Here is a 23,245-nt window from a genome sequence, read left to right as displayed (position 1 = left end):
TGAGGCTTCATTGGTTTCTCGGCATGGGGGGGTTTATGACCTACAGGAGAATGGTTTTCCGGTTTTTTATCTATTTGGGGGCCTTTTCCAGGACCCATTCCAAAACCCATGCAAATCGCTCCTTTATATTTATGGTATTTACAGTAAATATATGGAATCCAGTGAATTTTGGTTCCAGGCAAATGGGCTTTTTTAAAAAAAAATTAAAATTAAATCTAATTTATCTCTAAACCAGTCATAAAGGGACAAATATCAAATATGTTTTAAACAATAGAAAGTGCAAGATATGTTAGGAAAATTTTAGGATAGGCGGAAATTATCGTCATAAATTGGACAGAGGCTCATATATATATAATGTTAATGTATGCCACTGGGAAAAAATTCAGGTAGGAGGTTTGCCTTCCGCCTAAAGTGTTTGGTTTCCGGTCTTCAACGGTCCATGATCGCGGGGGAGGGATGTAGTATTTCAATATAATTTTCCCTGATAATTCGTATGATATTTGGAGGAGGGATAAAACATTTATGGAAAAATTAGATATCTTCCGCGATATAGCGGAGCGGACCGGGGGAGATATCTACCTCGGTGTGGTCGGCGGTGTCCGGACCGGTAAATCCACGTTTATAAAAAGATTTATGGAATTGACCGTTATTCCTAACATCAAAAATGTATATGATAAAGAGCGGGCCAAGGATGAACTTCCCCAGAGCGGGGCCGGAAGAACCATTATGACCACCGAGCCCAAATTCGTACCCAACGAGGCGGTTGACATCGCCGTAAACTCCGGTTTGAAGGTCAGAATGCGGTTGGTTGACTGTGTTGGCTACAGGGTGGTAGGTGCTTTGGGCTATGAAGAAGAAGAAGGTCCCCGCATGGTGACCACGCCTTGGTTTGAAGAACCCATTCCTTTTCAAGAGGCGGCTGAAATTGGTACCCGCAAAGTCATCTCCGAACACTCCACCATTGGGGTGGTTGTTACCACTGATGGTACCATTACCGATATACCCAGGGAAAATTATATTGATGCTGAAGAACGGGTGGTGGAAGAATTAAAAGACATCAATAAGCCCTTTGTGATCTTACTAAACTCCACCAAGCCCCAGGCTTCCGAAACCTTACAGATGGCGGCGGAAATGGAAGAAAAATACGATGTTCCGGTGCTGCCCGTGGACTGTGCCGAATTAAATCAGCAGGATATCTTAAAAATCCTGGAGCAGGTTCTCTATGAATTCCCCGTGAACGAAGTCAACATTAGTTTGCCCCTTTGGATCGAGGAATTGGAAAGCAAGCACTGGCTGCGCCAAAGTTTTGAAGATGCGGTTAAAGACACCGTGCGCTATGTCCGGCGTCTAAGGGACATTGAAAACGCTGTTACCAGTTTGGACGGGTATGACTTTGTCCATCAGGTTAACCTGAAGCATATGGATATGGGAACCGGTTCCGCCTCTATCGACATGGTGGCCCAGCCGGATCTGTTCTACCGGGTATTATCCGAGGAAACCGGCCTGCCTGTTGAAGGAGATCACAACATCTTCAGGATCATGAAAGAATTGTCGGTGGCTAAGCGCGAATATGACAAGGTGTCCAATGCTTTGCTGGAAGTCCGCGAAACCGGCTACGGCGTGGTGACTCCCAGGCTGGATGAAATGAATCTGGAGGAGCCTGAATTAATTCGCCAGGGCAACCGTTTTGGAGTTAAACTAAAGGCCAGCGCCCCCTCCCTGCATGTCATACGGGCGGATATCACCACCGAGATTACACCGATCATTGGAACCGAGAAACAATGTGAAGAGCTGGTTCAATATATGTTGGCCGGGTTTGATGAGAATCCTCAAAAAATCTGGGAATCCGAAATATTTGGCAAAACCCTTCATGATTTGGTGCGGGAAGGAATTCAAAACAAACTCCACCGGATGCCGGAAAACGCACAGGTTAAATTGCAGGAGACCTTACAGAGAATTGTCAACGAAGGCAGTGGAGGTCTAATTTGTATCATTATTTAATAAAGCCATAAAATACCCCACAGATTTGGTTACAGGCCAATTCTGTGGGGTATTTTATTTCAGGGCAAAAAAATACCCTCTGGCGAGGGAAGTAAGGGCACCACACTCAATGCAAAGGGGAAATGATGAAAAACAATATAAACTTGTGAATATTATATCAAATAAAACAATTCCATTACAAGTTTAGAATTAATAGAGGCAATAGCAAGAATGTTCAATACAATTTTTCGATTTAGCCCGTTTCTACATACGAGTTATTTTGTTCTTGAAAAAAGCATTGTTTTAATAAAGTACTTGCATGGGGAAGCGAAAAGACCCAATTTAATGATCATAGAAAAAGACAGCAGGAGAAAAAATAGGTTCGGTAGAATTAATTTTAAAAAGATAAGCAAATTTATTGGTATTGGGGATTGTAGGCTTACTTTGAGAATGCTATAATGTCTACTGTGTGAGGATAAATATACACCCAAAAAGGACACAAGGAGATCCGTGGTGAATAAAAAAGATGCCAAATATTATCTGGTAGAAGAGGGTATACTGCCCGAGGCGATTATTAAAACCGTTATGGCCAAGGAACTCTTGCTTAAGGGAGCGGCCAATACGGTGAATGAGGCGGTGGAAAAGGTTGATTTGAGCCGCAGCGCCTTTTATAAGTACAAAGATAAGGTTTTTCCCTTTCACCAGTGGAGCCGGGGTAAAATTGTTACTTTGGCTGTTTTATTGGAGCACAGGTCGGGAGTTCTTTCCACGGTTTTAAATATTATTGCTTCGGTAAAAGGAAGTATTTTGACCATTAATCAGAATCTGCCCCTCCAGGGGTTGGCCAATGCCACGCTGTCCATTGAGACTGCTGAGATGGACCAGGATTTGGAGGAGTTATTAAAAATTATCCGGGGAGTCAGCGGTGTCCAGGACGTGCGTCTGCTTGGACAGAACTAGACTGGATTGGCGAAAGGAGCACGTAAAAGATGGAAGAAAAAGTGATTAAGATCGGTCTTTTGGGCCTGGGAACCGTCGGCTGCGGCGTTTATAAAATCCTGGAGGAAAATAAGGAAAGCATTCAGCAAAGGGCCGGCATTCGTTTGGAAGTCAAAAAGGTGCTGGTGCGAAGTTTGGATAAAAAGCGCGGCGTTGAATTGCCGGAAGCGATGCTGACCACCAGCCTGGCCGACATTATTGAAGACCCGGAAATAAAAATTGTGGTGGAAGTATTGGGGGGGGTTAACCCTACCCTGGACTATGTTTTGGCCGCCCTGAATCAGGGTAAAAGTGTCGTTACCGCCAACAAGGATATGGTGGCTGAGTATGGTGAGCAGTTGTTCGCGGCAGCTCAGCGCAATCAATGTGACCTGCTTTTTGAGGCCAGTGTGGCCGGGGGTATTCCCATCATCCGTACGTTGAAACAAAGTCTGGCGGGCAACCAGATTGAAGAGGTTTTCGGCATTATTAACGGAACAACTAACTACATGCTGACCAAAATGACTCAGGAAGGCAGTCCCTTTGCAGAGGTTCTATCCGAAGCCCAGGCCAAGGGGTACGCGGAGTCGGATCCCACGGCGGATGTGGGAGGATTTGACGCAGCCAGAAAGATTGCGATTCTGGCCTCCATTGCCTTTAACACCAGGATTCCCCTCAGTCAGGTTTACACCGAGGGAATCACCAAAATTACCGTAGACGACATTGCCTATGCCAGTGAGCTGGGCTATATGATTAAACTGCTGGGCATTGCCAAAGCCCGGTCGGAGGGTGTTGAGGTCCGGGTGCACCCCACCTTTATTCCCAAGGATCATCCCTTGGCCGCAGTGGGGGATGTATTTAATGCCGTTTTCGTCCGTGGCAATGCCGTTGGCGACACCATGTTTTACGGGAAGGGCGCCGGCGAACTGCCAACCGCCAGCGCGGTGGTGGCGGATATCATGGACGCTGCCAGGGATATTGTGCGGAATGTACCCGGAATTATCGGCTGCACTTGTTTTGAGAAGAAACCGGTGCTGGATATCGGAGAAACCTTCAGCAAATATTATATTCGCTTGAAAGTGGCGGATAAACCAGGGGTTTTAGCTTCCATTGCCCTGGTATTCGGCAATAAAGAAGTGAGCCTGAAGTCGGTTCTGCAGAAGGCCACCGACAATACGGCGGAACTGGTATTGATTACGCACCGGGTTCAGGAGCAAAATGTACAGGACGCCTTGATGGATATAAAACAACTTTCATCGGTGCTGGAAATCGCCAATATGATCCGGGTAGAAGGAGAAGAATAAAAAAACCCCATGAATAACAGCGTAAAAGTGACCGTACCCGCCACCACGGCGAATATGGGCCCGGGTTTTGATTGTTTGGGTATGGCTCTCAAACTTTATAACCAAGTTGAAATCTCGCCGACGGATGGAGGCCTGGCCATTGAGATTCAAGGCGAGGGGGCCGGTGATATCCGAAAAGACGAGGGAAATATTGTCTTCAAGGCAGTGGAAAGACTATTTCAGGAAGCGGGCCGGCCCTGCCCCGGTTTAGTCATCAAATTAACCAACCATATTCCCGCAGCCCGGGGGCTGGGCAGCAGCGCCTCGGCCATTGTCGGAGGGCTGGTGGCGGCCAACCGTTTGGCCGGGGATCCTTTTACTCCGGAGAAGTTGCTGGCCCTGGCCACCGAACTGGAGGGGCATCCGGACAATGTTGCCCCGGCCCTGCTGGGAGGAATTATTATCTCGGTGGTCCAGGAGGGGAAGGTACACTGGTTAAAAATAACCCCGCCGGATGGATTGTCGACCGTTGTGGCTGTACCGGATTTTAAGTTGTCTACCCGTGCGGCCAGAGAAGTATTGCCTAAAACGGTGTCTTTACAGGACGCGGTTTTTAATCTGAGCCGCTCTGCGCTGCTGGTGGGAGCGCTGTGTGGAAAAAGGCTGGATCTTTTGCAAGTGGCCGGGGAGGATCTGCTGCACCAGCCCTACCGCTCCCAATTGGTTCCGGGAATGACGGAGGTCATCAGCAATGCCCGTCGGGCCGGGGCTCTGAATGTAACCCTTAGCGGGGCCGGGCCGGCGGTCATCGCCTTAACGGACGGTCCCAATCCCCAGGTGGCTCAGGTCATGGAGAATTCCTTTGCCGCGGCTGGTGTAAAATGCCTGGTAAAAGTGCTGGAACCCACGGTTGCCGGGGCTGAAATAATATGATTTAATAATTTTTTGTAGAAAAGCATAGGACTAAACCAGAGAGGCAGGTTAACAGAATGCTGGTAGTAAAAAAGTTTGGTGGAAGCTCGGTGGGCGACCCGGAGCGGATCAAGAGAGTAGCCCGGCGGGTTGTGGAGGAGCACCAGAAGGGAAACCAAGTGGTTGTTGCGGTTTCTGCCATGGGAGATACCACCGACGATTTAATTAGTTTAATGAAGCAGGTTACCAACAATCCTCCTGAGCGGGAAATGGACATGCTCCTTTCCACCGGAGAACAAATATCCATTGCTCTTCTAGCCATGGCCATCCGGGATTTGGGATCCGATGTGGTTTCCCTGACCGGCGGTCAGGTTGGTATCTATACCGATGATGTACATACCAAAGCCAAAATATTACGCATCGAGACCGGCAGGGTTCGGGAAGAACTGAACCAGGGACGGGTGGTAGTAGTGGCAGGCTTTCAGGGGGTTAATCCCGATGGAGATATTACCACCCTGGGCCGGGGAGGTTCCGATACAACGGCGGTGGCCCTGGCGGCAGCTCTCCGGGCGGATGTCTGTGAGATTTTCACCGACGTGGACGGAGTCTATACCACCGATCCCCGGGTTGTTCCGGAAGCCCGCAAACTTTCCCATATTTCTTATGATGAAATGCTGGAACTGGCCAGCCTGGGAGCCCAGGTGCTGCATCCCCGTTCGGTGGAATTAGCCAAGCAGTATGGGATACCGCTGCATGTTCGCACAAGCTTTAATCACATGGAAGGAACTATTGTTGAGGAGGCACCCGATATGGAAAATGCACCGGTGGTCAGTGGCGTGGCCCACGATTATAATGTGGCGAAGATTGGTTTGTTTGATGTACCGGATAAGCCGGGAGTAGCCAAGACCATTTTTAAAGCCTTGTCTAAGCAGAGCATCAACGTAGATATGATCATCCAGAGCGCCATGCGCAACAATATGAACGACATCGGCTTTACTACTACCATTGACGACCTGCGCAAAGCCCTGCAGATTATTGAGGCCATCCAGGACGAGGTAGGCTTTAAAGGTTACACCCACGACGAAGACGTGGCCAAGGTATCCATTGTGGGTGCGGGTATGATCTCTCATCCCGGCGTGGCTGCGGATATGTTTGAAGCGCTGGCGGATGAGGGAATTAATCTGGAAATGATCACCACCTCCGAGATCAAGGTTTCCTGTGTTATAAAGAGAGCGGATACCGAGAAAGCCGTTAAGGCCCTGCATAAAAAATTTGTAACGGAATGGCAATAAACTGAAAAACCTGCGTAAAAATGAAGCCCCTTTACGGGGCTTCAGAACATAGAATAATAGGGTTTCAGAACTTAGGGACAAGTTCTGAAACCCTATTATTCTATGTTCTTAAAACCACTTGCTATGAACGGCACCCTAATTGTTAGACACAACGAACGATGGGGTACTTTTCTTCTGGCTAAATTTACAGTTGAAGAGAAATTAAAAGCAGTAAAACGATATTTAGATGATATCTTTGATGAGTACGAGGGCATTACATTTTTCTATTGACTAATTTAGTCAATAGAATTAGAATAAAAATTGACCAAAACAGTCAAAATAGGTGATGATGATGCAGGAGTTTCATATTCCCGAGGATAAAAAGCAGCGGATCATCCGCGCAGCCATGGAGCACTTCGCCAAAAACGGCTACAAAAAGGCAACCATGGACGAAATCGTCGCGGCGGCGGATATCTCCAAGGGCCTGATTTTCCACTATTTTGGTAGCAAGAAAAAGTTGTACCTCTATCTCTATGAATTTGCCTACGGCCTTGTGTATGACCGCGTAGTGAAGTCCTTCGAGCGGGAAGACCTGTTTGAGCGCATCCGCGAATCAGAGCAGATTAAACTGGCTGTGGTGAGCGAGTACCCTTATGTGTTGGACTTTCTCCTCTCGGTCCGCAGGGAAACGGACGAATCCTTGCGAGAGGAAATTTCCAGAGTCAAAGTGGAGAGCTTTCCGCCGTGGAAGGAAACCTTTCTGCCGGGACTTGACGCATCCAAATTGCGGGAGGGCATCGATCTGGAGAAAGTGATCAAAATTATTTCGTGGACCACCAATGGGCTTCTGTCCGAGCACAAGGACGACTTCGTGCTGGAGGATGTCTTTGCGGAAATGGATGAATACCTTAATCTGATGCGCAAAGCATTTTACAAGGAGGGGTATCAATGAAGAGGCTGTTGAATCTGACCGACAGTGCTGCCGGGGATATCTCCCTGACCGGCGGCAAGGCTGCGAATCTGGTCAGGCTTGCAGCCATGGATGATATCCATGTGCCCGGCGGCTTTGTCGTCACCACCGACGCCTTCCGGGAGCTTTGCACCAGTGTGGTTGCGTCCCGCAGGGAAGCCCTGCAGGCCTCCTCCCCGGCGGAGCTTGCCCGGGCGGGCGCCGAAATCCGGCAGGCGATCCGGAATATCCTCATCCCGGAGGAATTTTTGCGGGAGCTTGAGGCGGCTCTGGCGTCCTATTCCCCGGACATCCTCTTTGCCGTGCGTTCTTCGGCCACGGCGGAGGACCTGCCCGACGCCTCCTTTGCGGGGCAGCAGGACAGCTACCTGAACGTACGGGCCGCCGACGTCCCCCGCGCTGTGATGGATTGTTTCGCCTCGCTGTACAACGACCGGGCGGTTGCGTACCGCATGAAAAACGGCTTCCGCCACGAGGATGTGGCCATCGCCGTGGTGGTGCAGGAGATGGTCCCCTCCCAGGTTTCCGGCGTGCTGTTTACCGCCGACCCCATGACCTCCGACCGGCTCACCTGTGTCATCGAGGCAGTGGTGGGACTGGGCGAGGAACTGGTGTCCGGACGCAAAACGCCCTTCACCTGGCGGCTGCGCAACGGGAAAACCAAAACGGACATCAAGGCCGCCCCGCCCCTCACAGACAGTCAATTGCGAGAACTTGCCGCCATCGGCAAGGAGATCGAGGCTGCCTTCGGCGCGCCCCAGGACATCGAGTGGTGTTGTGTGGACGGACGATTTTCCATCGTGCAGTCCCGGGCGATCACCACGCTGTATCCCGTTCCGGAAAGCAGGGACAGCCTTAAGCGCGTCTTTGTATCGGCTGGACACATGCAGATGATGACCGACGTGATGCTGCCGCTGGGCATGTCCTTCATGAAACTGATCGCCCTTTTCCGGATGGTGGAGGTGGGCGGGCGGCTATTTATTGATATCACCCACGACCTGAAGACCGCCTACGGCAAAAAGATGATCCGCACCAAGCTTGCCGCCACCGACCCGCTGACTCACCAAGCCATAGAACAAGTGCTGGCGCGTAAAGACTATATCCGCGGTATCCCCAAAGGCCCCGGCAGCTTCTCCACCTTCAGCGGCTGGCTGCCTATCATCCGGGAAGCCATCCGACTCTACCGGCGCAACAACCCCGCCGACATCGACCTCTATATCGACCGGATGGAGCGCGTCATTGCCCGGCTGGAGGAGCGGCTGGAGCCTCTTTCGGGAATAGCGGCCATCGAGGCCATTCTGGAGGATCAAAAGCAGCTTTCCGCAATCATTTACGATGCCTCCGGCTTTGGGATGGTGCTGGCCACCCAGTTTATCATCCAAAAAATCGATGCCATGGGCAAAACACTCACAGGTGAGGAGAACATCAGCAACCGCCTGTCCAAATCGGTGGAGCACAACCCCACCTCCGAGATGGGGCTTGTCCTCAGCGAAGTCGCGGATCTGGCCCGGGAGTATCCGCCGGTGGTGAGGTATCTCGAAGCAGCCGGCGAAGCCTTTCGCATGGATGATTTGCGCCAAGTGGAGGGCGGCGGCGCGGTGGCGGACGCTTTTGAGAATTTCCTGCGGCACTACGGCATGCGGGCCACCGGCGAGATCGACATCGCTAAGACCCGCTTCCGGGAAAATCCCGCCGAACTGGTGGGCGCCATTCTCACCAACATCCACACCTTACCCAAGGGACACGGCAAGTCGTCCTTTGAACAGGGTCGACTGGAGATGGCAAGACTCACGGAAGAACTGGCAGCCCTGGCGGAACAAAAACTGGGTTCCCGCCAAGCCAAAAAGCTGCGCCGCTATATCTCCTTTTTCCGCAATTATGTGGGCACACGGGAGTATCCCAAGTACTTCTGGATCTGCCGTTACGATGTCTACAAACGAGCGATTATGCGAGAGGCAAAGCGCCTGGCGGAGCGAGGTATCTTGCAGGAGCCCGGCGACATCTTCTACCTGTACCTGGAAGAGCTGCAGGAGGCAGTCCAAACAGGCCAGGTGGATTACACGGACATCGACCGCCGCAAAAAAGACTATACCCACTTTGCCAATCTCACCCCGCCGCGGGTCATTTTTTCGGACGGCGAGGTGCCGGAGATGGCTTACCAAAAGAATATCCCCACCGGGGCGCTGCCCGGTTTGGGGGTGTCTTCCGGCGTGGTGGAAGGCCGGGCCCGTGTGATCCGGTCCATTGAGGACGCGGTCATGGAAAAAGGCGATATTCTGGTGACCTCCTTCACCGATCCCAGTTGGACGCCGGTGTTCGTCTCCATCGCGGGGCTGGTCACCGAGGTGGGCGGCATGATGACCCACGGCGCGGTCATCACCCGGGAATACGGTCTGCCTGCCGTGGTTGGCGTTGTCGGCGCGACCAGACGTATCCGGGACGGTGAGCGCATTCGGGTAAACGGCGACGAGGGCTATGTGGAAATTCTTTGATTAATAAATGCAACCAGATAGTTCCGTTTGGATATTGACCATGCTGGTCGGTTTATGCTACAATGCAATTACCGACCAATATGGTCAATTTTGATTAGGACGTGATGCTCATGCATGAAAACTTTGTCGGTCTCAAAGCGGAAAAGCGGGATGCCATCATCAACGCAGCGCTGGCGGAATTTGCTGCCAAGGGATACGATCTCGCCTCCACCAATGAGATTGTCCGGGCGGCCGGCATTTCCAAGGGGGCGCTGTTCCACTATTTTACCAGCAAAAGGGAGCTGTTTTTCTTTCTCTGCGATTATGTGTACGAGGTGGTCAACCGGGAGTTTTATAAACAAATCGGTCATTGCGAAGGCGATCTGCTTACCCGGTACGGCAGGGCGGCGCGGCTCAAGGCATCCGTCTACCTGCGCTATCCTCCGCTGTTTGAATTTGTTAAGAGGCTGACACAGGAAAAATCTGCCGAGATCGCCGGGGAGCTTGCAAAAAAGCTTTCTCAAATCACGGAGGCGGGCTACAATCATTTACTGGGGAATTTGGATGAATCCCTCTTCCGACAGGATGTGCCTATAGACAAGATCCGGGATCTGATCGTCTGGGCACTGGAAAACTACGGCTATCGCACGATGGAGCTGGTTCAAGACCAATTACTGGAAGAGATCGATATAGAGGTGCTTAACGCGGACTTTGACGATTATCTCGATGTCCTGCGCAAATGCTTCTATACACAGTAGAGGAGGGATTCTATGTCTGCCATAGAAATTCGCGGCCTTAAAAAACGCTTCGGCAAGACCGTGGCGCTGGACGGTTTGGAACTGTCCGTACCCGGAGGGGGAATATATGGTTTCATCGGACCCAACGGCGCGGGGAAATCCACCACCATCCGTATGCTGCTGGGGCTCCTGAAAAAGGATGAGGGCGATGTGCGCCTGCTGGAGGGCGACCCCTGGCGGGACGCGGTGGAACTGCATAAGCGGCTCGCCTATGTCCCCAGCGACGTACAGCTCTGGGACAACATGACCGGCGGCGAGGTGATTGACTTTCTGGGCCGGCTGCGGGGAAGCTATACAAAAAAGCGCCGGGCCGAGCTGATTGAACGCTTTGATCTGGATCCGACAAAGAAATGCAAAACCTACTCCAAAGGCAACCGGCAGAAAGTGCTGCTGATCTCCGCCTTTGTGTCGGATGTGGAGCTGCACATCCTCGACGAACCCACCACCGGCCTGGACCCGCTGATGGAAACGGTCTTCCAGCAGTGCGTCCGCGAGGCAAAGGATGCCGGTAAGACGGTGTTTCTGTCCAGCCACATTCTCTCGGAGGTGGAGGCGGTTTGCGACACCATCGGCGTTATCCGGGCGGGCAGGATCATTGAGCAAGGCAGTATGGAGGATCTGAGGGCTCTTATCAGCCAACAGGACCCCCCTACCCTGGAAACCCTGTTCATGAATTACTACCGGAAGGATGACGAAAGGGGGACCTGAGCATGAAACGTTACTTTCATGGTACGACTGCCATCATGACACTGTCTATGCGGCAGAATCGGGTTTTCACGCTGGTTTGGCTGCTGCTGCCGGGGCTGTGGGTCGCCATCAACACCCTATCTTCATTGGTGCTCTTCCCCACCCAGGAGGCCCTCGTCAAGATGGGCGTCACGCTGATCGACCCGCTCACCGTGGCTATACACGGCCCACTGCTGGACGTTTCGGTGGCCGGATTTGTCACTTGGCGCACCAAGGTTTTTCTGGTTCTGGTAAGCGGGATTTTCAGCATGATTTACGTGGTGCGGCACACCCGGCTGGCCGAGGAGCAGGGCAGGCGCGAACTGCTTGGCGCCAATGTGACCGGCAGTCTTGCGACCTTGGCGGCAGCGCTGCTGAACATGCTGCTGATCAACGCAGCGGCGGCTGTCTTTGCCCTGCTTGGGATGACGGCTCTGGGGCTTGGTTTCACAGGATCGCTGGCCCACTGCCTCGGATTTTTTGCCGCCGCCTGTGTTTTGGGCCTAATGGCGGGATTGGTCGCTCAGTTCTTCGTGGGCGCTTCGGCGGCGCGGGGAACCTCTTTCGGATTTTTGGGGCTGCTATTTGCCCTGCATATCCTCTGGAACGTGAGCGGGGGAAACAGCCTCGCGGCGTATTTCAACCCTTTGGAATGGCCGCTTCTGATCCGGCCCTTTGCGGGGGAGAGGTTTAGCGTCCTTCTGATTTCCCTGGCCATAACGATCCTTCTGGCGGCGCTTTCTTTGTGGATGACCCACAGGCGGGACGTGGGAGCGGGGCTCATCCCCCAGCGGGAGGGACGCGCCTTCGCCAAGCCCGGATTCTGCACGTTGTCCGCTTTGGCATGGCGTACCCAAAAGGGACTGTTCCTCTCCTGGCTGATTTTTTACGCAGTGTTCTCCTTCGCTCTGGGCTGTGCCAGCTACCTGATGGTAAACGCAGTCAGTTCGGCCGAGGCGCTGGCTGAGCTGATCGCGCGCCTTGGCGGCGTGGACCGTGCCTTCATGTCACTGATGTTGTATATTTTTTCAATGCTTATTTCAGTCTATGTGCTGATGTCGGCGGGTATCCTGCGCCGGGAGGAGACGGCCAAGGGAGAACTGTTGCTGTCCCTGCCTGTCCGGCGAAGCCGTTTTGCCACCGGGCATCTGGCGTATATCTTCGGCGGATCCGCAGCTCTCGCTCTGGTTTCCGGCCTTTGTGTGGGACTGGGCGCGATGATCGGTACTGGGGATCAAAGTGCTGTTTCCCGTTTGTTTTTCGAGATGGCAGGGAAGATACCGGCGATCTGGGCTTTCGGCGGGATTTCGATGCTGCTGTTTGGCGCACTGCCCCGCTGGATGTCCGGGCTCAGCTATGGATTACTGGTGCTATTTGTGCTACTGGAAATCCTCTGGGAACAGCAGTCGGTGAGCGATGCCGTGTATGCCCTCTCTCCCTTCTCCTGGGTGACGCCGCTCAAAGTCGCGCAGCCGCCATCGGCGCTTGTGCTGTTATGCGCCATATCAGTGCTGTTGGCTGCTTTGGGCATCGCCTTGTTTGGGCGCAGAGATGCAGCCATGCATTAATACAGACTACGGAATAGAAACCGCAAAACAGGGATGACAATTTTCTGCATTGAAAATTGTCATCCCTGCCTGGAAGCTACCGGTCGCAGTTGAACCGACGACCTGCGCACCACGAGTAAGCTGCTCTGCAATTAAACATTCACCCACATACTGGTGAGTGGATGTCTGTTTTCTTTTGCGCGGACCCCCTCAATCGAAAATGAAGGTGGATATTTGCCTAAATAAAGTAGGTAGTTTACATATTTACATGCGCACCCTTATACAAAACGGGTATTGCCGCTGCTATAAGGATCATACCCATAAAAGCGGGTGCGGCATGACCCAGTGATACATAGATTTGACCTCCAATGATAGGACCAATCATTCTTGCCAAAGCCTGAATAGATTGGCTGCCTCCTTGAATCCTTCCTTGTTCACTGGAATCGACAGACTTAGAAAGCATCCCATTGAATGAAGGCCCAAAGATCGAATCACCAAAACCAAATATAAACACTCCAGCGATAAAAAGAGGATAGAATGAGAACAAAGCCGATGCTGCAATAAGACTGTAGCCTATAATCTCCGAAACCATTCCAAGAATTGCTATCTGTGCATCACTAAGTTTTAACAAAAGCTTTGGCATTATGAAACCTTGTGAAATGATGTCTTGGAAGCCCATAATTGAAAGCACAAGCCCGATGAGGGCAGGCTTCCAACTGAAAGTATCCATTGTAAATTGTGAAAAAACTGCCTGTAAAGATCCGTTGGGTATCCAAAGTAAGAACGCTGAGACAAGTAGCCTTTTTAAGTTTTTCATGGAAAGTAAGTTTGCGAGCTGTATAAATGGATTCAATCTTACAAAGGTAATCTTTTTCAGCCGGTTATTCTTGTCAAGACTCTCAGGCATATATAAGATTCCATAAACAACATTCAATAAAGTGATGATTGCTCCAAAATACATGGGTACAGAATAACCAAACTTGGTCAGTAATCCGCCTAAAGTTGGGCCAATGACGGTGCCTACACCTACAACCGCACTCAACCATCCAAAGTATTTGGTTCTCTGTTCCGGAGGAATAATATCTGCAAAATATGCAAAGATCGTGCTTATGCTCCCGCCTGTTATGCCTTCTATTATGCGCCCGGCAAATAGTACCCATAGAGCTCCTCCTAGGCCAAAAACTAAGTACCCGATTGCGGAACCCAAAAGGCATACTAAGAGCAATGGACGACGCCCATATCTGTCGCTCAATGCTCCAAGTACGGGAGCCGCAAAAAATACGCAGATGGCATAAACAGAGGTCAGCAGCGTAACAACGATAGCTTGTTCTCCCGGATTGCTTGTATAAGGCTGCACTAAGAATGGGACGACAGGTGTTATGATAGTAAAACCTATTCCGCAAAGAAACACAGACATAAGACCGAATATTAAAGCCTTTTTATCTACGGTTTGTTCTGTGTTCTGTTCATTGTGTGATCTAAATATGAACACTTAAATTCTCCCCTCAAAAGTGATAGTTTTGCTTCCTTGGAAGCAAAACTATCGTATCATGATTTTGCTTCCTTGTCAGCAAAAAAATATCAATAAAAATGCAGCCGGTTCTCAATAGAGTTGGGCTGCCTTGGTTTCATTTTCATATTCAAATTTATTCCGACTTAGTATCTCCACCCAGTTTCTTTATTTCTGCATCCAAATGCCTGCTATACTTTTCCACGAAGCTAAGCATACTGTCAAATTGTTCCTCAGTTACCTGCTCAAATACGGCTTTATCCCGCTCTTGAAATTCTTTGTGCAGTTCCTCATGGATTTTATAAATTACTTTCCCTTGCGGAGTCAAGCGAAAATAGATTTCTTTCTTGTTATCCGGCTTCTGGTAGCTTTCGATAACGCCTTTTTTTATAAGCTTCTTAGTTATTTTACTGATGGCACCGGTAGTCATATAAAAGGACTCCGCAAGTTTTGCCACGTTGGAATCTACATTTCTTCCAATGTATTCAATACAATGTACTTCAGAAGACTTATAACCCTTAAGGCTGTCTTCCATCTTAGGCTTGTTAAGCCAAACCAGTTTGTTTAATAAGTCCCTGAACCCCATGATGACCTGTTCTTCTTTGTTCATGGCCTGTCCTCCCACCCGTTGCTGCGTTAACAATATTATATTAAAATTTTTGTTCTATTTTGGCCCCTTTACGGGGCTTTATTTTTATGCAGAGGAAAACCGCTCATAGCTTGAACCAAGTAAAAATCACTGGATGATTTCGTTTTATTCTGAATTGAACAGGGAATACTTCCTATCTCCACGGACATAAGATAACGCGCCAAGCGTCCAGTCAATAGTACGAAGGAACCCATAGTCGCCCGTATCAAACCGGACCGCGTTATAACTGTAGTTTCCAGTTTTTTCAGAACCAATCGCATCTTCTATGGGGACAAAGCGGCCGTCGAACTCATCCTCCATCGGCCGATAGGTTGTTTCCTGCAAGGTATGGCTTGAAACCGTGTATACATACATATTTTCGCTGCTCATGGGGTGTAACTGCACCGTGTTTCCGTCCGTGCTGACCGAAACCTCGCAGTAGTTGTCTCCTTGCGTTTGATGACAATTCAGAGGTTTCAAGTCCAAACTGCGGATGATCTGGAGCGAATTAAGGTCGTACACAAACAATCCGAAATAGCCGTGAAAAATCACCATATCGTCGGAAGCGTAGTCGAGCTTTGCCATATCGGCGCCTACTGTTTGCTCCGGTGACCATTCCGGAGAAGTGGGTTCGAGCGTAGTCTGCCGGGTTTCATCGGATGGAACCGGCTGTCTGGGATTCGAAAGAAGGCCGATTCCCACAGCAATTACGGCAATTACTGTCACAGCCATCACCCAAAAGACAGGCTTATGGTAATGGAGAATGTTTTTTATTCTGCCTTTCACATCTCCCTCGCCGAAGGCCAGGGGGTTTCCGTTGAGGATACGCCGACCCGAAGCAAGGGACAGCAGCGAAGCGGAATAAGCCTTCTTAATATCATAGCCCATTTCCCGGATAACCTTCTCATCACAGGAAAGCTCCATATCCGTACTCATCAACAAAAAAGCGACCCATACCAGCGGATTAAACCAATGAATGCTTAATACCAAAAAGGCAAAGGGCTTTACAATATGGTCAAACCGACTGATATGCGCCTGTTCATGCCGGATGATATAGCTTTTTTCCTCCGCCGTCAGTCCGGCGGGGATATAGATGCTTGGTTTGAAAACACCAAGTACAAAGGGGGTTTTCAGATTGTCGGCTTCATAAATGCCCGGCTCGGACAACGTTGCGTTTTTAAGCCGCTTATTTAGGATGAAAACAGATAGGATGCTGTAAACAAGCATGACCATAATACCCGCAATCCAGATATACGCGCCGATTTGTGTGTAAAGCTGCAAGGGATTTACAACGGCTTCCGCAGTGGGTACGGGCAGTGCTCCGTTTATAATGGGATCAATGCCTGTTATGTCACGGTTGATTTGAAGAGGTGGTTGATAAAGAACATCGGTTGAAATGGACGGAGTATTTTTGGGAAGTAGGCTAAACGCGCTTTCAAAGGAAAAGGGGCAAAGCAGCCGAAAGGCGGCAACGCTCCACAGCGCATAAGAAATGACCTTGGGTGCTTTTTTCAGCGGTAACCGTATGAGCATAATAAAAAGGATGACATAACTTGCGGTCAGGCTCATATTCAAAATGGCAAGAAAAAATTTTTCCATCATCAGCTCTCCTTGTGTTCATCAATGAGCTTTTTCAATTCAGCAGCCTGAGTGTCGCTTAGTTTTCTGCCACCAATAAAAGCTGCCAGAAATTTAGGCAGTGACCCGCCAAAAGCATCCTCTACAAACCGTCTGCTTTGCCTGGCGTAAAATTCATCCTTTTTTAGCAAAGATGTAACAACCGCATTTTGGTTTTGAAAAATACCCTTTTCACATAGATTTTTTAAAACAGTATAGGTGGTGGACTTTTTCCAGCCCATTTCTCTTGAGCATAGTTTCACCAGTTCACCGGAACCGATTGGTTCAAGCCGCCAGATTAATTCGGCAAATCTCCTTTCGCTTTGCGCAAGTTTATCTTTCAAGTCAATTCCTCCCGGGTCTATTCTTTATAGACTTCCCGCTTTAAGTCTATAAGAAATAGACCTGCAGATCAATACTTATTCCAGTAGTTTTTGAAAAATATTTCTTATACTTTTGATTATGTGCAATATCCCGCCTGCCCAAAGCACCTGTCCCTTGATTACGCAGAATTTTTACAATATACGCCTCCAGCATAATTCAAACAGTAACAGATGACAAAAGAGATGACAAAAAAATAAATTATTTACTAAATATTTTTGCAAATTGTGGCCTGGTGGACAAGAATCTTTTATAATAAGACTATAAAATTTAACGGTAAAGGAGTAAAAACATGAAAATTTTAGTTCCTTACGATGGATCAAATGCAGCTCAAAGCGCAGTGAATTACGCATTGAATTTCGCCAAAAACCACAAAACGGGAGAAGTTACCTTGTTAACAGTGGCTTGCAACGATGCTCCTTTTGCCCGGGACTTTGTAGCCAATCCCATGGAAGTTTTACAAGCCTGCCAGGACTATTTTAAAGGTAGTTTGGAGAAAGCCAAGGGCATGTTTGCTGCCGAAGGGGTTGAAGTAAAATCCGTTTTACAAACCGGTGATGTAGCCGAAGTGATTATCGACATGGTAAAAAACGAAGGCTATGACAAAGTGATTATGGGCAGGAGAGGACTGTCCGCTTTAACCGGTTTGGTGCTGGGCAGCGTCAGTTCCAAGGTTCTGGCCAATGTGGATGTGCCGGTAACATTAACCAAATAGTCTTCTTTGCATCGGCTCCCTACCAAGTAGGGAGCTTTGTTGTCAAAAGAAGCAATATTAATTATGATTTTTTTCACAAAAGGGTAGAAAAAATTTTGGCAAATGTTCTATAATGAGCAAAATTGAAGGGGGGATACGAAATGAAAATCCTAGTTCCTTACGATGGTTCGGATGCTTCTCAAAATGCTCTGGATTTTGCTTATAAAATGGCCAAGAGAGACAGTTCCGTTGAAGTAACCATTATTTCCGTGGCCTGTACGGATTTTGTTTACTTTTCCAGAGACTTTATGACCAACCCCATTGCCATTATGGAATCCTGCAGGGAATTCTTAAGATCCCACCTGGAAAAGGCCGAAGAGCGGTTCAGCAACGCCGGCATTCCGGTAAACACCATTTTAGAAGCCGGAGACGCGGCAGAAATCATTATTAACACGGTTAAGAACCAAGGGATTGATCATATTGTCATGGGTCGCCGGGGACTTTCGGCCTTACGAGGATTTTTACTGGGCAGCATCAGTTCCAAAGTTCTGGCCAATGTAAAAGTCCCCGTCACTCTATTAAGCCGTTAGTAGCATTGGTCTAAACACCGGGTACGGTAAAAGCAATTTAATTATAAAGAAACTAATAGAACACGGATTTAACGGATGATATTAAACAAGATAAAAAATCCGCGGAAATCCGTACAATCCGCATTCTATTAAAACTTAGTAATTCTGCATGGCCTGGCCCAGCTCCTGGGAACGGCTGGTGGCCCGGAGAACGGCCTTTAAAATGGTATCTTGAAAATGTCCCTGGTCCAGTTGCTGAATGCCCGCCATGGTGGTGCCGTTGGGGGAGGTTACCTGCCGTCTAAGAACTTCCGGTTTTTCACCGGTTTCCATCAGCATTTTGGCGGCGCCCAAAAGTGTTTTTAATACCAGGGGGCGGGCCGTTTCTCTGGGTATTCCGGCGGCTTCCCCGGCCTTTTCCATGGCCTCCACCAGATAGTAGATGTAGGCCGGCCCGCTGCCGGATAAGCCCGTTACGGCATCCAGCAGGGGTTCGTCGAAAACCACCACTTCTCCCACCATGCGGAAAATTTCCCCGGCCAGGGCCAGTTGTTCCGGAGAGGTATATTTTCCGGCGCTAAGGCCGGTGGCGGACTCCAGCACTGCACAGGAAGTGTTGGGCATGGCCCGGACCACGGCCACTTCAGCATTTAAACCCTCTTCAATGATGGGGGTTGAAATGCCGGCCAGCACAGAAATGACCAGTTGGTTGTTGGAGATGCACCCTCTGACTTCCTCCAGTGCCGTAAAAACATCCTGGGGCTTCATGGCAAAAATAATGACATCGGATTGGCTGGCAGCCTGACACTTATCGGTTACCGGAACAATTCCGTAATAACTGCGCAGGTAGTTTAACCGTGCTTCATTATTTCGATTGGATACCCATATTTCCCCCGGACGGACAATTCCCGTAGACAGCAAGCCCCGAACCATGGACTCACAAATATTTCCTGCTCCGATAAAAAAGAAACTTTTTCCTGCCAGCATAATATTGCCTCCTTACTTACAGGCGAATTTGGCCTGTTCCCCTGATGACATATTTGTAACTGGTCAACTCCGCCAGTCCCATGGGACCTCGGGCGTGAAGTTTTTGGGTACTGATGCCGATCTCAGCGCCAAAACCAAATTGAAAGCCGTCGGTAAAACGGGTGGAAGCATTGTGATAGACAGCGGCGGCATCCACTCTCTTTAAAAATTCTTCTGCGGCACCGACATTATCGGTAATGATGCTTTCCGAATGTCCGGTGCCATATTTTTGTATATGCAGGATGGCTTCGTTCAAGTCTTCCACCACTTTGACCGCCAGGATGGGGGCCAGAAATTCCGTGGCCCAGTCGCTTTCTTCAGCCGGTTTTATTCCCGGAACCAACTGAACCGTTGCCGGACACCCGCGAACTTCAACTCCCCGGTCAGCCAGTTCCTTGATGGCTCCCGGCAGCCAGGAAGGAGCTATGGCCCGGTGCACCAGCAGGGTTTCGGCCGCATTGCAAACCCCGTAACGCTGGCATTTGGCGTTTAAAAGAATATCCAGAGCCATGGTTCCCCGGGCGTCCTGATCCACATAAAGATGACAGTTTCCCACTCCGGTTTCAATCACAGGCACTGTGGCTGTTTCCACCACTCTGCGGATTAGGCCGGCGCCGCCTCGGGGTATGATCAGATCCAAAAAGCCGTTGAGCCGAAGCATTTCATCCACTGCTCCCCGCTCGTCGGTATCTACAAACTGCACCGCTTCTTCCGGGATGGGCGTCCCGGATAAGCCTTTTTTAATGGTTTGAACTAAGGCCCGGTTGCTGTTAAGGGCGCTGGAGCCGCCCCTTAACAGTACGGAACTGCCGGCCTTCAGACCCAGGGCACAGGCATCCACCGTTACATTGGGCCGGGCCTCATAAATCATACCCAGCACACCCATAGGCACCCGGACTTTGTCGATGGCTAAACCGTTGGGTAAAACCCGAGATTCCATCACTCTGCCCACCGGGTCATCCAGATCCATCACTTGCCGAATCCCTTCCACCATATCGCCGATGCGGGCTGGAGTAAGAGCCAGGCGATCCAGCAGGGAAGGCTGCATCCCCTCTTGTTCTCCTTTGGTCAGGTCCATTTCGTTGGCCCTTAAAATGTCTTCCGCATCCATCAGCAACTGCCGGGCAATACCCAGCAGACCTTGGTTTTTTTCTTCGCTGCTTAACAGGGAGAGGGTTTTGGCGGCTTCTTTGGCCTTAAGGGCAAGCTCTTTTACATAGGACATCCTGAAAAACTCCTTTCACAAACCAACCAGTCCCGGTTGATGACTTCCAAGCCCCTTTGCGGGTTTTTGATGATCAGGCGCAAGTCTTCGGCAGAAAGATTGGAAATACCCCTGGCCAGCTCGACGCCGTTGGCGTCAGCCACAGCCACCACATTCCCCGCACTGAAATTTCCCGCTACATCCATGACGCCCACTGCCAGCAAGCTTTTATTCCCGGCCAGCAGCGCTTTGGCAGCCCCGCCGTCAACCGTGACGGTCCCCCGGGGTACACTGCCAAAGGCAATCCATTGCTTCCGGCTTTTTAGGCAGTTGACAGAGGGTTCAAAGGAAGTGCCCCGGGGTTTCCCCGCTGCAATGGATACCAGAATTTCCGGGTTTTTGCCACTGGTAACCACGGTACGGATGCCGCTCCTGGCGGCGATGCGCGCGGCCGCCAGCTTGGTGCGCATTCCTCCGGTGCCCACCGGACTGCCGCTGCCGCCGGCTGCCCGGGCAATTTTTTCATCCACCTGCTGAACCACAGGAATCAATTGGGCCTTCGGGTCTTTTCGGGGATCACTGCTGTACAGACCGTCAATATCCGTCAGGATAATCAGCAGTTCGGCCTCCACCAGTCCGGCTACCAGAGCGCTTAAGGTATCGTTGTCGCCGAAGCGGATTTCCGCAAAAGCGACGGTATCGTTCTCATTCACAATGGGTAAGACCTGATTGCCCAGCAAAGCGTTTAGCGTGTTGCGGGCGTTAATATAACGGCGGCGGTCCGCCAAATCCTCTTTGGTTAAGAGGACTTGCCCCACCCTGATTCCACGGGCTAAAAAGAATTCATTGTATTTTTCCATTAAAAGGCCCTGGCCTACTGCCGCAGCCGCCTGCCTTTCAGGCATGGTCAAGCTGGCCCGGTTCCATCCCAGGTGGCCCAAACCGGCTGCCACCGCCCCGGAAGAAACCAGAACCGGCTGCCAGTTGTTTTGATAAAGTTGAATAACGGCCTCGGCCAGTTGCTGCATGCGTCCCCCGTCTAATTGACCGGAAGGATTGGTAAGACTGCTGCTGCCAATTTTAATAACAATCCGCTTATGAATTTCCACGGTGCAACACCACCTCAAAAAATAAAAAGCCCTTTCGTCCTAAAAGGACGAAAGGGCATACTTTCGCGGTACCACCTTAATTAATGCACAAAGGGTGCATTCACTCTTAGCCCGGTATCGGGGGCATCCGGTTCGGTTTTCCCGAACGGCTCCGGAGTGGGATTTCAAAATCTTTGCCCGAGGGATCTTGCAGCCGTCGAATCCCACTCTCTAACAGGCAGAGGATTTTTACTGTTCTCTTTCATCGCCTCTTTGTTTAATTGAGTTTATTATAACTATTCTCAAACAACAATGTCAAGAAAAGGTCTATTAATATTATGTATACATCCCTTAGGCCGATTTCCAGATCCCTTCACCATTACCGGCATTCTTTCATAAGATAGGTTAACGATGACTTTTGGAGGAATGGGCTTGATAACGGTAATGAAAGTTAGAGGAGAAAAACATTTTAACTCTTTTATACAGCTTCCCCGGAAAATGTACCGGCAGGACCCTTTCTGGACACCGGTATCGGATGCCAGCCAGCGGCAGATATTTAACGTCCAGGCCAATCCTGTACTGAGGCACCTTGACTGCGAGCTCTATCTGGCATTGGATGAACAACAACAACCGGTGGGACGGATTGCCGCCATTACTGATGATCTTTTACAGGATCAAAAGGTCGGTTTATTTGGCTGCTTTGAGACCATTGACGATATTGAAGTGGCCCGGGCCTTGTTAAACGCGGCAACCGAAAGTCTGGCCGCCAGAGGAAAAAGGGAAATGCAAGGACCGGCAACCATCAATACAAACCAACAGGTGGGACTGCTGGTGGACGGTTTTGAGTCTCCCCCCATGTTTTTGATGCCCTATAATCCTCCTTATTACGGTCCCCTATTGGAGGAACTGGGATGTTCCAAAAAGCTGGATTTATTTTCTTACGTTTGGCAACCGGAGCATACCGAGTCCAATACCAAGCTCGGGGCAGTAGCCAAGAGGGCCGCCAAAATTCCCGGCATCCGGTTGCGCCCCATAAACCTCCGGGACCCCTGGGGTGAAGGCGGCAGAGTGGCGGAGATGCATAACCGCAGCATGACCAATCAGTGGGGATTTGTACCCATGAATCAGGAAGAGGGAGCCGCCTTTCTCACCGGTATTCGGTCCTTTGCTGATCCGGAGCTGTTAGTCTTTTGCGAAGTGGATCAGAAAGCCATTGGCGTCTTCATCATACTGCCCGATCTGGGTCCGCAACTGCGGGCTGCAAAAAATTCTCCAGGCAGGAGAATAGGCAGACCCACTTCTGTTCGTGTGGGCATTTTAGCGGTGGTACCCGAATACAGAAGTCGTGGTGTGGTGGCTTTATTCATTGACCACGCCATTCGTGTCATGAACCGGAAAGGCTATAAACAGGCGGAATTATCTCTGGTAATGGATTCAAACTTTCAGATGAACAGTATTATCACCGGTAGTGTAGGAAGTAAAGTAAATAAAGTTTTCCGGGTCTATACCAAGGAGATAAAATAGGTCTGTAATTATTTGGAAATCCTGTGACGTTCGAACTCCTTGATACGTATTATAAAAAAAAGCCTGAAA

The 23,245-nt window shown here is 50.0% G+C and carries 20 protein-coding genes and 1 other annotated feature; of the genes, 13 read left to right on the top strand and 7 right to left on the bottom strand.

The annotated features are described in order from the left end of the window. Nucleotides 1–522: 522 nt before the first annotated feature. The 10 genes from spoIVA (at nt 523) to DESRU_RS14785 (ending at nt 12,956) form a co-directional block, all read left to right on the top strand. Nucleotides 523–2,001, top strand: a complete 1,479-nt coding sequence (gene spoIVA, locus DESRU_RS14835; protein ID WP_013842896.1) for a stage IV sporulation protein A — start codon at nt 523–525, stop codon at nt 1,999–2,001. A 492-nt stretch (nt 2,002–2,493) separates the two neighbouring features. After that, entirely contained in the window at nt 2,494–2,940 is a 447-nt protein-coding gene (locus DESRU_RS14825) for an ACT domain-containing protein (RefSeq protein ID WP_013842895.1), read from the top strand. 29 nt (nt 2,941–2,969) lie between these two features. After that, a complete protein-coding gene (locus DESRU_RS14820; protein ID WP_013842894.1) occupies nt 2,970–4,262 on the top strand; it encodes a homoserine dehydrogenase in 1,293 nt (430 codons plus the stop codon). A gap of 9 nt (nt 4,263–4,271) precedes the next feature. Beyond that, complete coding sequence (gene thrB / locus DESRU_RS14815; RefSeq protein ID WP_013842893.1) at nt 4,272–5,174, top strand: homoserine kinase; 903 nt, start codon at nt 4,272–4,274, stop codon at nt 5,172–5,174. A gap of 56 nt (nt 5,175–5,230) precedes the next feature. Then, a complete protein-coding gene (locus DESRU_RS14810) occupies nt 5,231–6,445 on the top strand; it encodes an aspartate kinase (protein ID WP_013842892.1) in 1,215 nt (404 codons plus the stop codon). 325 nt (nt 6,446–6,770) lie between these two features. Beyond that, complete coding sequence (locus tag DESRU_RS14805; protein WP_238446444.1) at nt 6,771–7,376, top strand: TetR/AcrR family transcriptional regulator; 606 nt, start codon at nt 6,771–6,773, stop codon at nt 7,374–7,376. After that, the gene (locus DESRU_RS14800; protein ID WP_013842890.1) at nt 7,373–9,886 is read left to right on the top strand and encodes a phosphoenolpyruvate synthase; all 2,514 of its coding nucleotides are present in this window, start codon (nt 7,373–7,375) and stop codon (nt 9,884–9,886) included. Before DESRU_RS14805 ends, DESRU_RS14800 begins: the two co-directional genes overlap by 4 nt. A 110-nt stretch (nt 9,887–9,996) precedes the next feature. After that, complete coding sequence (locus DESRU_RS14795; protein WP_013842889.1) at nt 9,997–10,623, top strand: TetR/AcrR family transcriptional regulator; 627 nt, start codon at nt 9,997–9,999, stop codon at nt 10,621–10,623. A gap of 12 nt (nt 10,624–10,635) precedes the next feature. Further along, nucleotides 10,636–11,370: an ABC transporter ATP-binding protein gene (locus tag DESRU_RS14790; protein ID WP_013842888.1), complete on the top strand. Its 735-nt coding sequence runs from the start codon at nt 10,636–10,638 to the stop codon at nt 11,368–11,370. A 2-nt stretch (nt 11,371–11,372) separates the two neighbouring features. Next, entirely contained in the window at nt 11,373–12,956 is a 1,584-nt protein-coding gene (locus DESRU_RS14785; RefSeq protein WP_013842887.1) for an ABC transporter permease, read from the top strand. A 235-nt stretch (nt 12,957–13,191) separates the two neighbouring features. Here DESRU_RS14785 and DESRU_RS14780 read toward each other — a convergent pair whose 3' ends face one another. The 4 genes from DESRU_RS14780 to DESRU_RS14765 all read right to left on the bottom strand — a co-directional run bounded on the left by DESRU_RS14780 (nt 13,192) and on the right by DESRU_RS14765 (nt 17,034). Then, nucleotides 13,192–14,427 carry an MFS transporter gene (locus tag DESRU_RS14780; RefSeq protein WP_013842886.1) on the bottom strand — a complete coding sequence of 412 codons (1,236 nt, stop codon included), beginning with the start codon at nt 14,425–14,427 and terminating at the stop codon, nt 13,192–13,194. Nucleotides 14,428–14,581: 154 nt separating this feature from the next. Next, nucleotides 14,582–15,055 carry a MarR family transcriptional regulator gene (locus tag DESRU_RS14775; RefSeq protein ID WP_013842885.1) on the bottom strand — a complete coding sequence of 158 codons (474 nt, stop codon included), beginning with the start codon at nt 15,053–15,055 and terminating at the stop codon, nt 14,582–14,584. A gap of 144 nt (nt 15,056–15,199) precedes the next feature. After that, a complete protein-coding gene (locus DESRU_RS19980) occupies nt 15,200–16,675 on the bottom strand; it encodes a M56 family metallopeptidase (RefSeq protein WP_013842884.1) in 1,476 nt (491 codons plus the stop codon). Continuing rightward, entirely contained in the window at nt 16,675–17,034 is a 360-nt protein-coding gene (locus DESRU_RS14765; protein ID WP_013842883.1) for a BlaI/MecI/CopY family transcriptional regulator, read from the bottom strand. Before DESRU_RS14765 ends, DESRU_RS19980 begins: the two co-directional genes overlap by 1 nt. Nucleotides 17,035–17,363: 329 nt before the next feature. Here DESRU_RS14765 and DESRU_RS14760 point away from each other — a divergent pair, with 329 nt between their 5' ends. Together DESRU_RS14760 and DESRU_RS19975 are read left to right on the top strand one after the other, a co-directional pair. Beyond that, nucleotides 17,364–17,786: a universal stress protein gene (locus DESRU_RS14760; protein WP_013842882.1), complete on the top strand. Its 423-nt coding sequence runs from the start codon at nt 17,364–17,366 to the stop codon at nt 17,784–17,786. A 140-nt stretch (nt 17,787–17,926) separates the two neighbouring features. Further along, entirely contained in the window at nt 17,927–18,355 is a 429-nt protein-coding gene (locus tag DESRU_RS19975; protein WP_013842881.1) for a universal stress protein, read from the top strand. Nucleotides 18,356–18,490: 135 nt separating this feature from the next. Here DESRU_RS19975 and proC read toward each other — a convergent pair whose 3' ends face one another. From proC to proB, 3 genes are read right to left on the bottom strand one after another with little or no spacing between them, the layout of a single operon-like run. Beyond that, nucleotides 18,491–19,321: a pyrroline-5-carboxylate reductase gene (proC, locus tag DESRU_RS14750; protein ID WP_013842880.1), complete on the bottom strand. Its 831-nt coding sequence runs from the start codon at nt 19,319–19,321 to the stop codon at nt 18,491–18,493. 16 nt (nt 19,322–19,337) lie between these two features. After that, a complete protein-coding gene (locus DESRU_RS14745; RefSeq protein ID WP_013842879.1) occupies nt 19,338–20,585 on the bottom strand; it encodes a glutamate-5-semialdehyde dehydrogenase in 1,248 nt (415 codons plus the stop codon). Further along, nucleotides 20,573–21,673, bottom strand: a complete 1,101-nt coding sequence (gene proB / locus DESRU_RS14740; protein WP_013842878.1) for a glutamate 5-kinase — start codon at nt 21,671–21,673, stop codon at nt 20,573–20,575. The genes DESRU_RS14745 and proB overlap by 13 nt, the downstream gene beginning before the upstream one ends. Before the next feature lie 40 nt (nt 21,674–21,713). Continuing rightward, nucleotides 21,714–21,927, bottom strand: a binding site (T-box leader). Nucleotides 21,928–22,084: 157 nt separating this feature from the next. On the opposite strand from proB, the gene DESRU_RS14735 reads away from it, so the two are divergent. Next, nucleotides 22,085–23,176 (top strand): GNAT family N-acetyltransferase, encoded by a 1,092-nt coding sequence (locus DESRU_RS14735; protein WP_013842877.1) that lies wholly within the window; start codon nt 22,085–22,087, stop codon nt 23,174–23,176. Nucleotides 23,177–23,245 lie beyond the last annotated feature (69 nt).

The organism is Desulforamulus ruminis DSM 2154 (assembly GCF_000215085.1).
In the GTDB taxonomy this organism is placed as follows: Bacteria; Bacillota; Desulfotomaculia; order Desulfotomaculales; family Desulfotomaculaceae; genus Desulfotomaculum; species Desulfotomaculum ruminis.
This window is presented reverse-complemented; position numbering and strand designations above follow the sequence as displayed.

Coding starts and splice junctions, on each gene's coding strand:
- spoIVA (WP_013842896.1), top strand. CDS start 523: ATGGAAAAATTAGATATCTTCCGCGATATAGCGGAGCGGACCGGGGGA.
- DESRU_RS14820 (WP_013842894.1), top strand. CDS start 2,970: ATGGAAGAAAAAGTGATTAAGATCGGTCTTTTGGGCCTGGGAACCGTC.
- thrB (WP_013842893.1), top strand. CDS start 4,272: ATGAATAACAGCGTAAAAGTGACCGTACCCGCCACCACGGCGAATATG.
- DESRU_RS14810 (WP_013842892.1), top strand. CDS start 5,231: ATGCTGGTAGTAAAAAAGTTTGGTGGAAGCTCGGTGGGCGACCCGGAG.
- DESRU_RS14805 (WP_238446444.1), top strand. CDS start 6,771: ATGATGATGCAGGAGTTTCATATTCCCGAGGATAAAAAGCAGCGGATC.
- DESRU_RS14800 (WP_013842890.1), top strand. CDS start 7,373: ATGAAGAGGCTGTTGAATCTGACCGACAGTGCTGCCGGGGATATCTCC.
- DESRU_RS14795 (WP_013842889.1), top strand. CDS start 9,997: ATGCATGAAAACTTTGTCGGTCTCAAAGCGGAAAAGCGGGATGCCATC.
- DESRU_RS14790 (WP_013842888.1), top strand. CDS start 10,636: ATGTCTGCCATAGAAATTCGCGGCCTTAAAAAACGCTTCGGCAAGACC.
- DESRU_RS14785 (WP_013842887.1), top strand. CDS start 11,373: ATGAAACGTTACTTTCATGGTACGACTGCCATCATGACACTGTCTATG.
- DESRU_RS14775 (WP_013842885.1), bottom strand. CDS start 15,055: ATGAACAAAGAAGAACAGGTCATCATGGGGTTCAGGGACTTATTAAAC.
- DESRU_RS19980 (WP_013842884.1), bottom strand. CDS start 16,675: ATGATGGAAAAATTTTTTCTTGCCATTTTGAATATGAGCCTGACCGCA.
- DESRU_RS14760 (WP_013842882.1), top strand. CDS start 17,364: ATGAAAATTTTAGTTCCTTACGATGGATCAAATGCAGCTCAAAGCGCA.
- DESRU_RS19975 (WP_013842881.1), top strand. CDS start 17,927: ATGAAAATCCTAGTTCCTTACGATGGTTCGGATGCTTCTCAAAATGCT.
- proC (WP_013842880.1), bottom strand. CDS start 19,321: ATGCTGGCAGGAAAAAGTTTCTTTTTTATCGGAGCAGGAAATATTTGT.
- DESRU_RS14745 (WP_013842879.1), bottom strand. CDS start 20,585: ATGTCCTATGTAAAAGAGCTTGCCCTTAAGGCCAAAGAAGCCGCCAAA.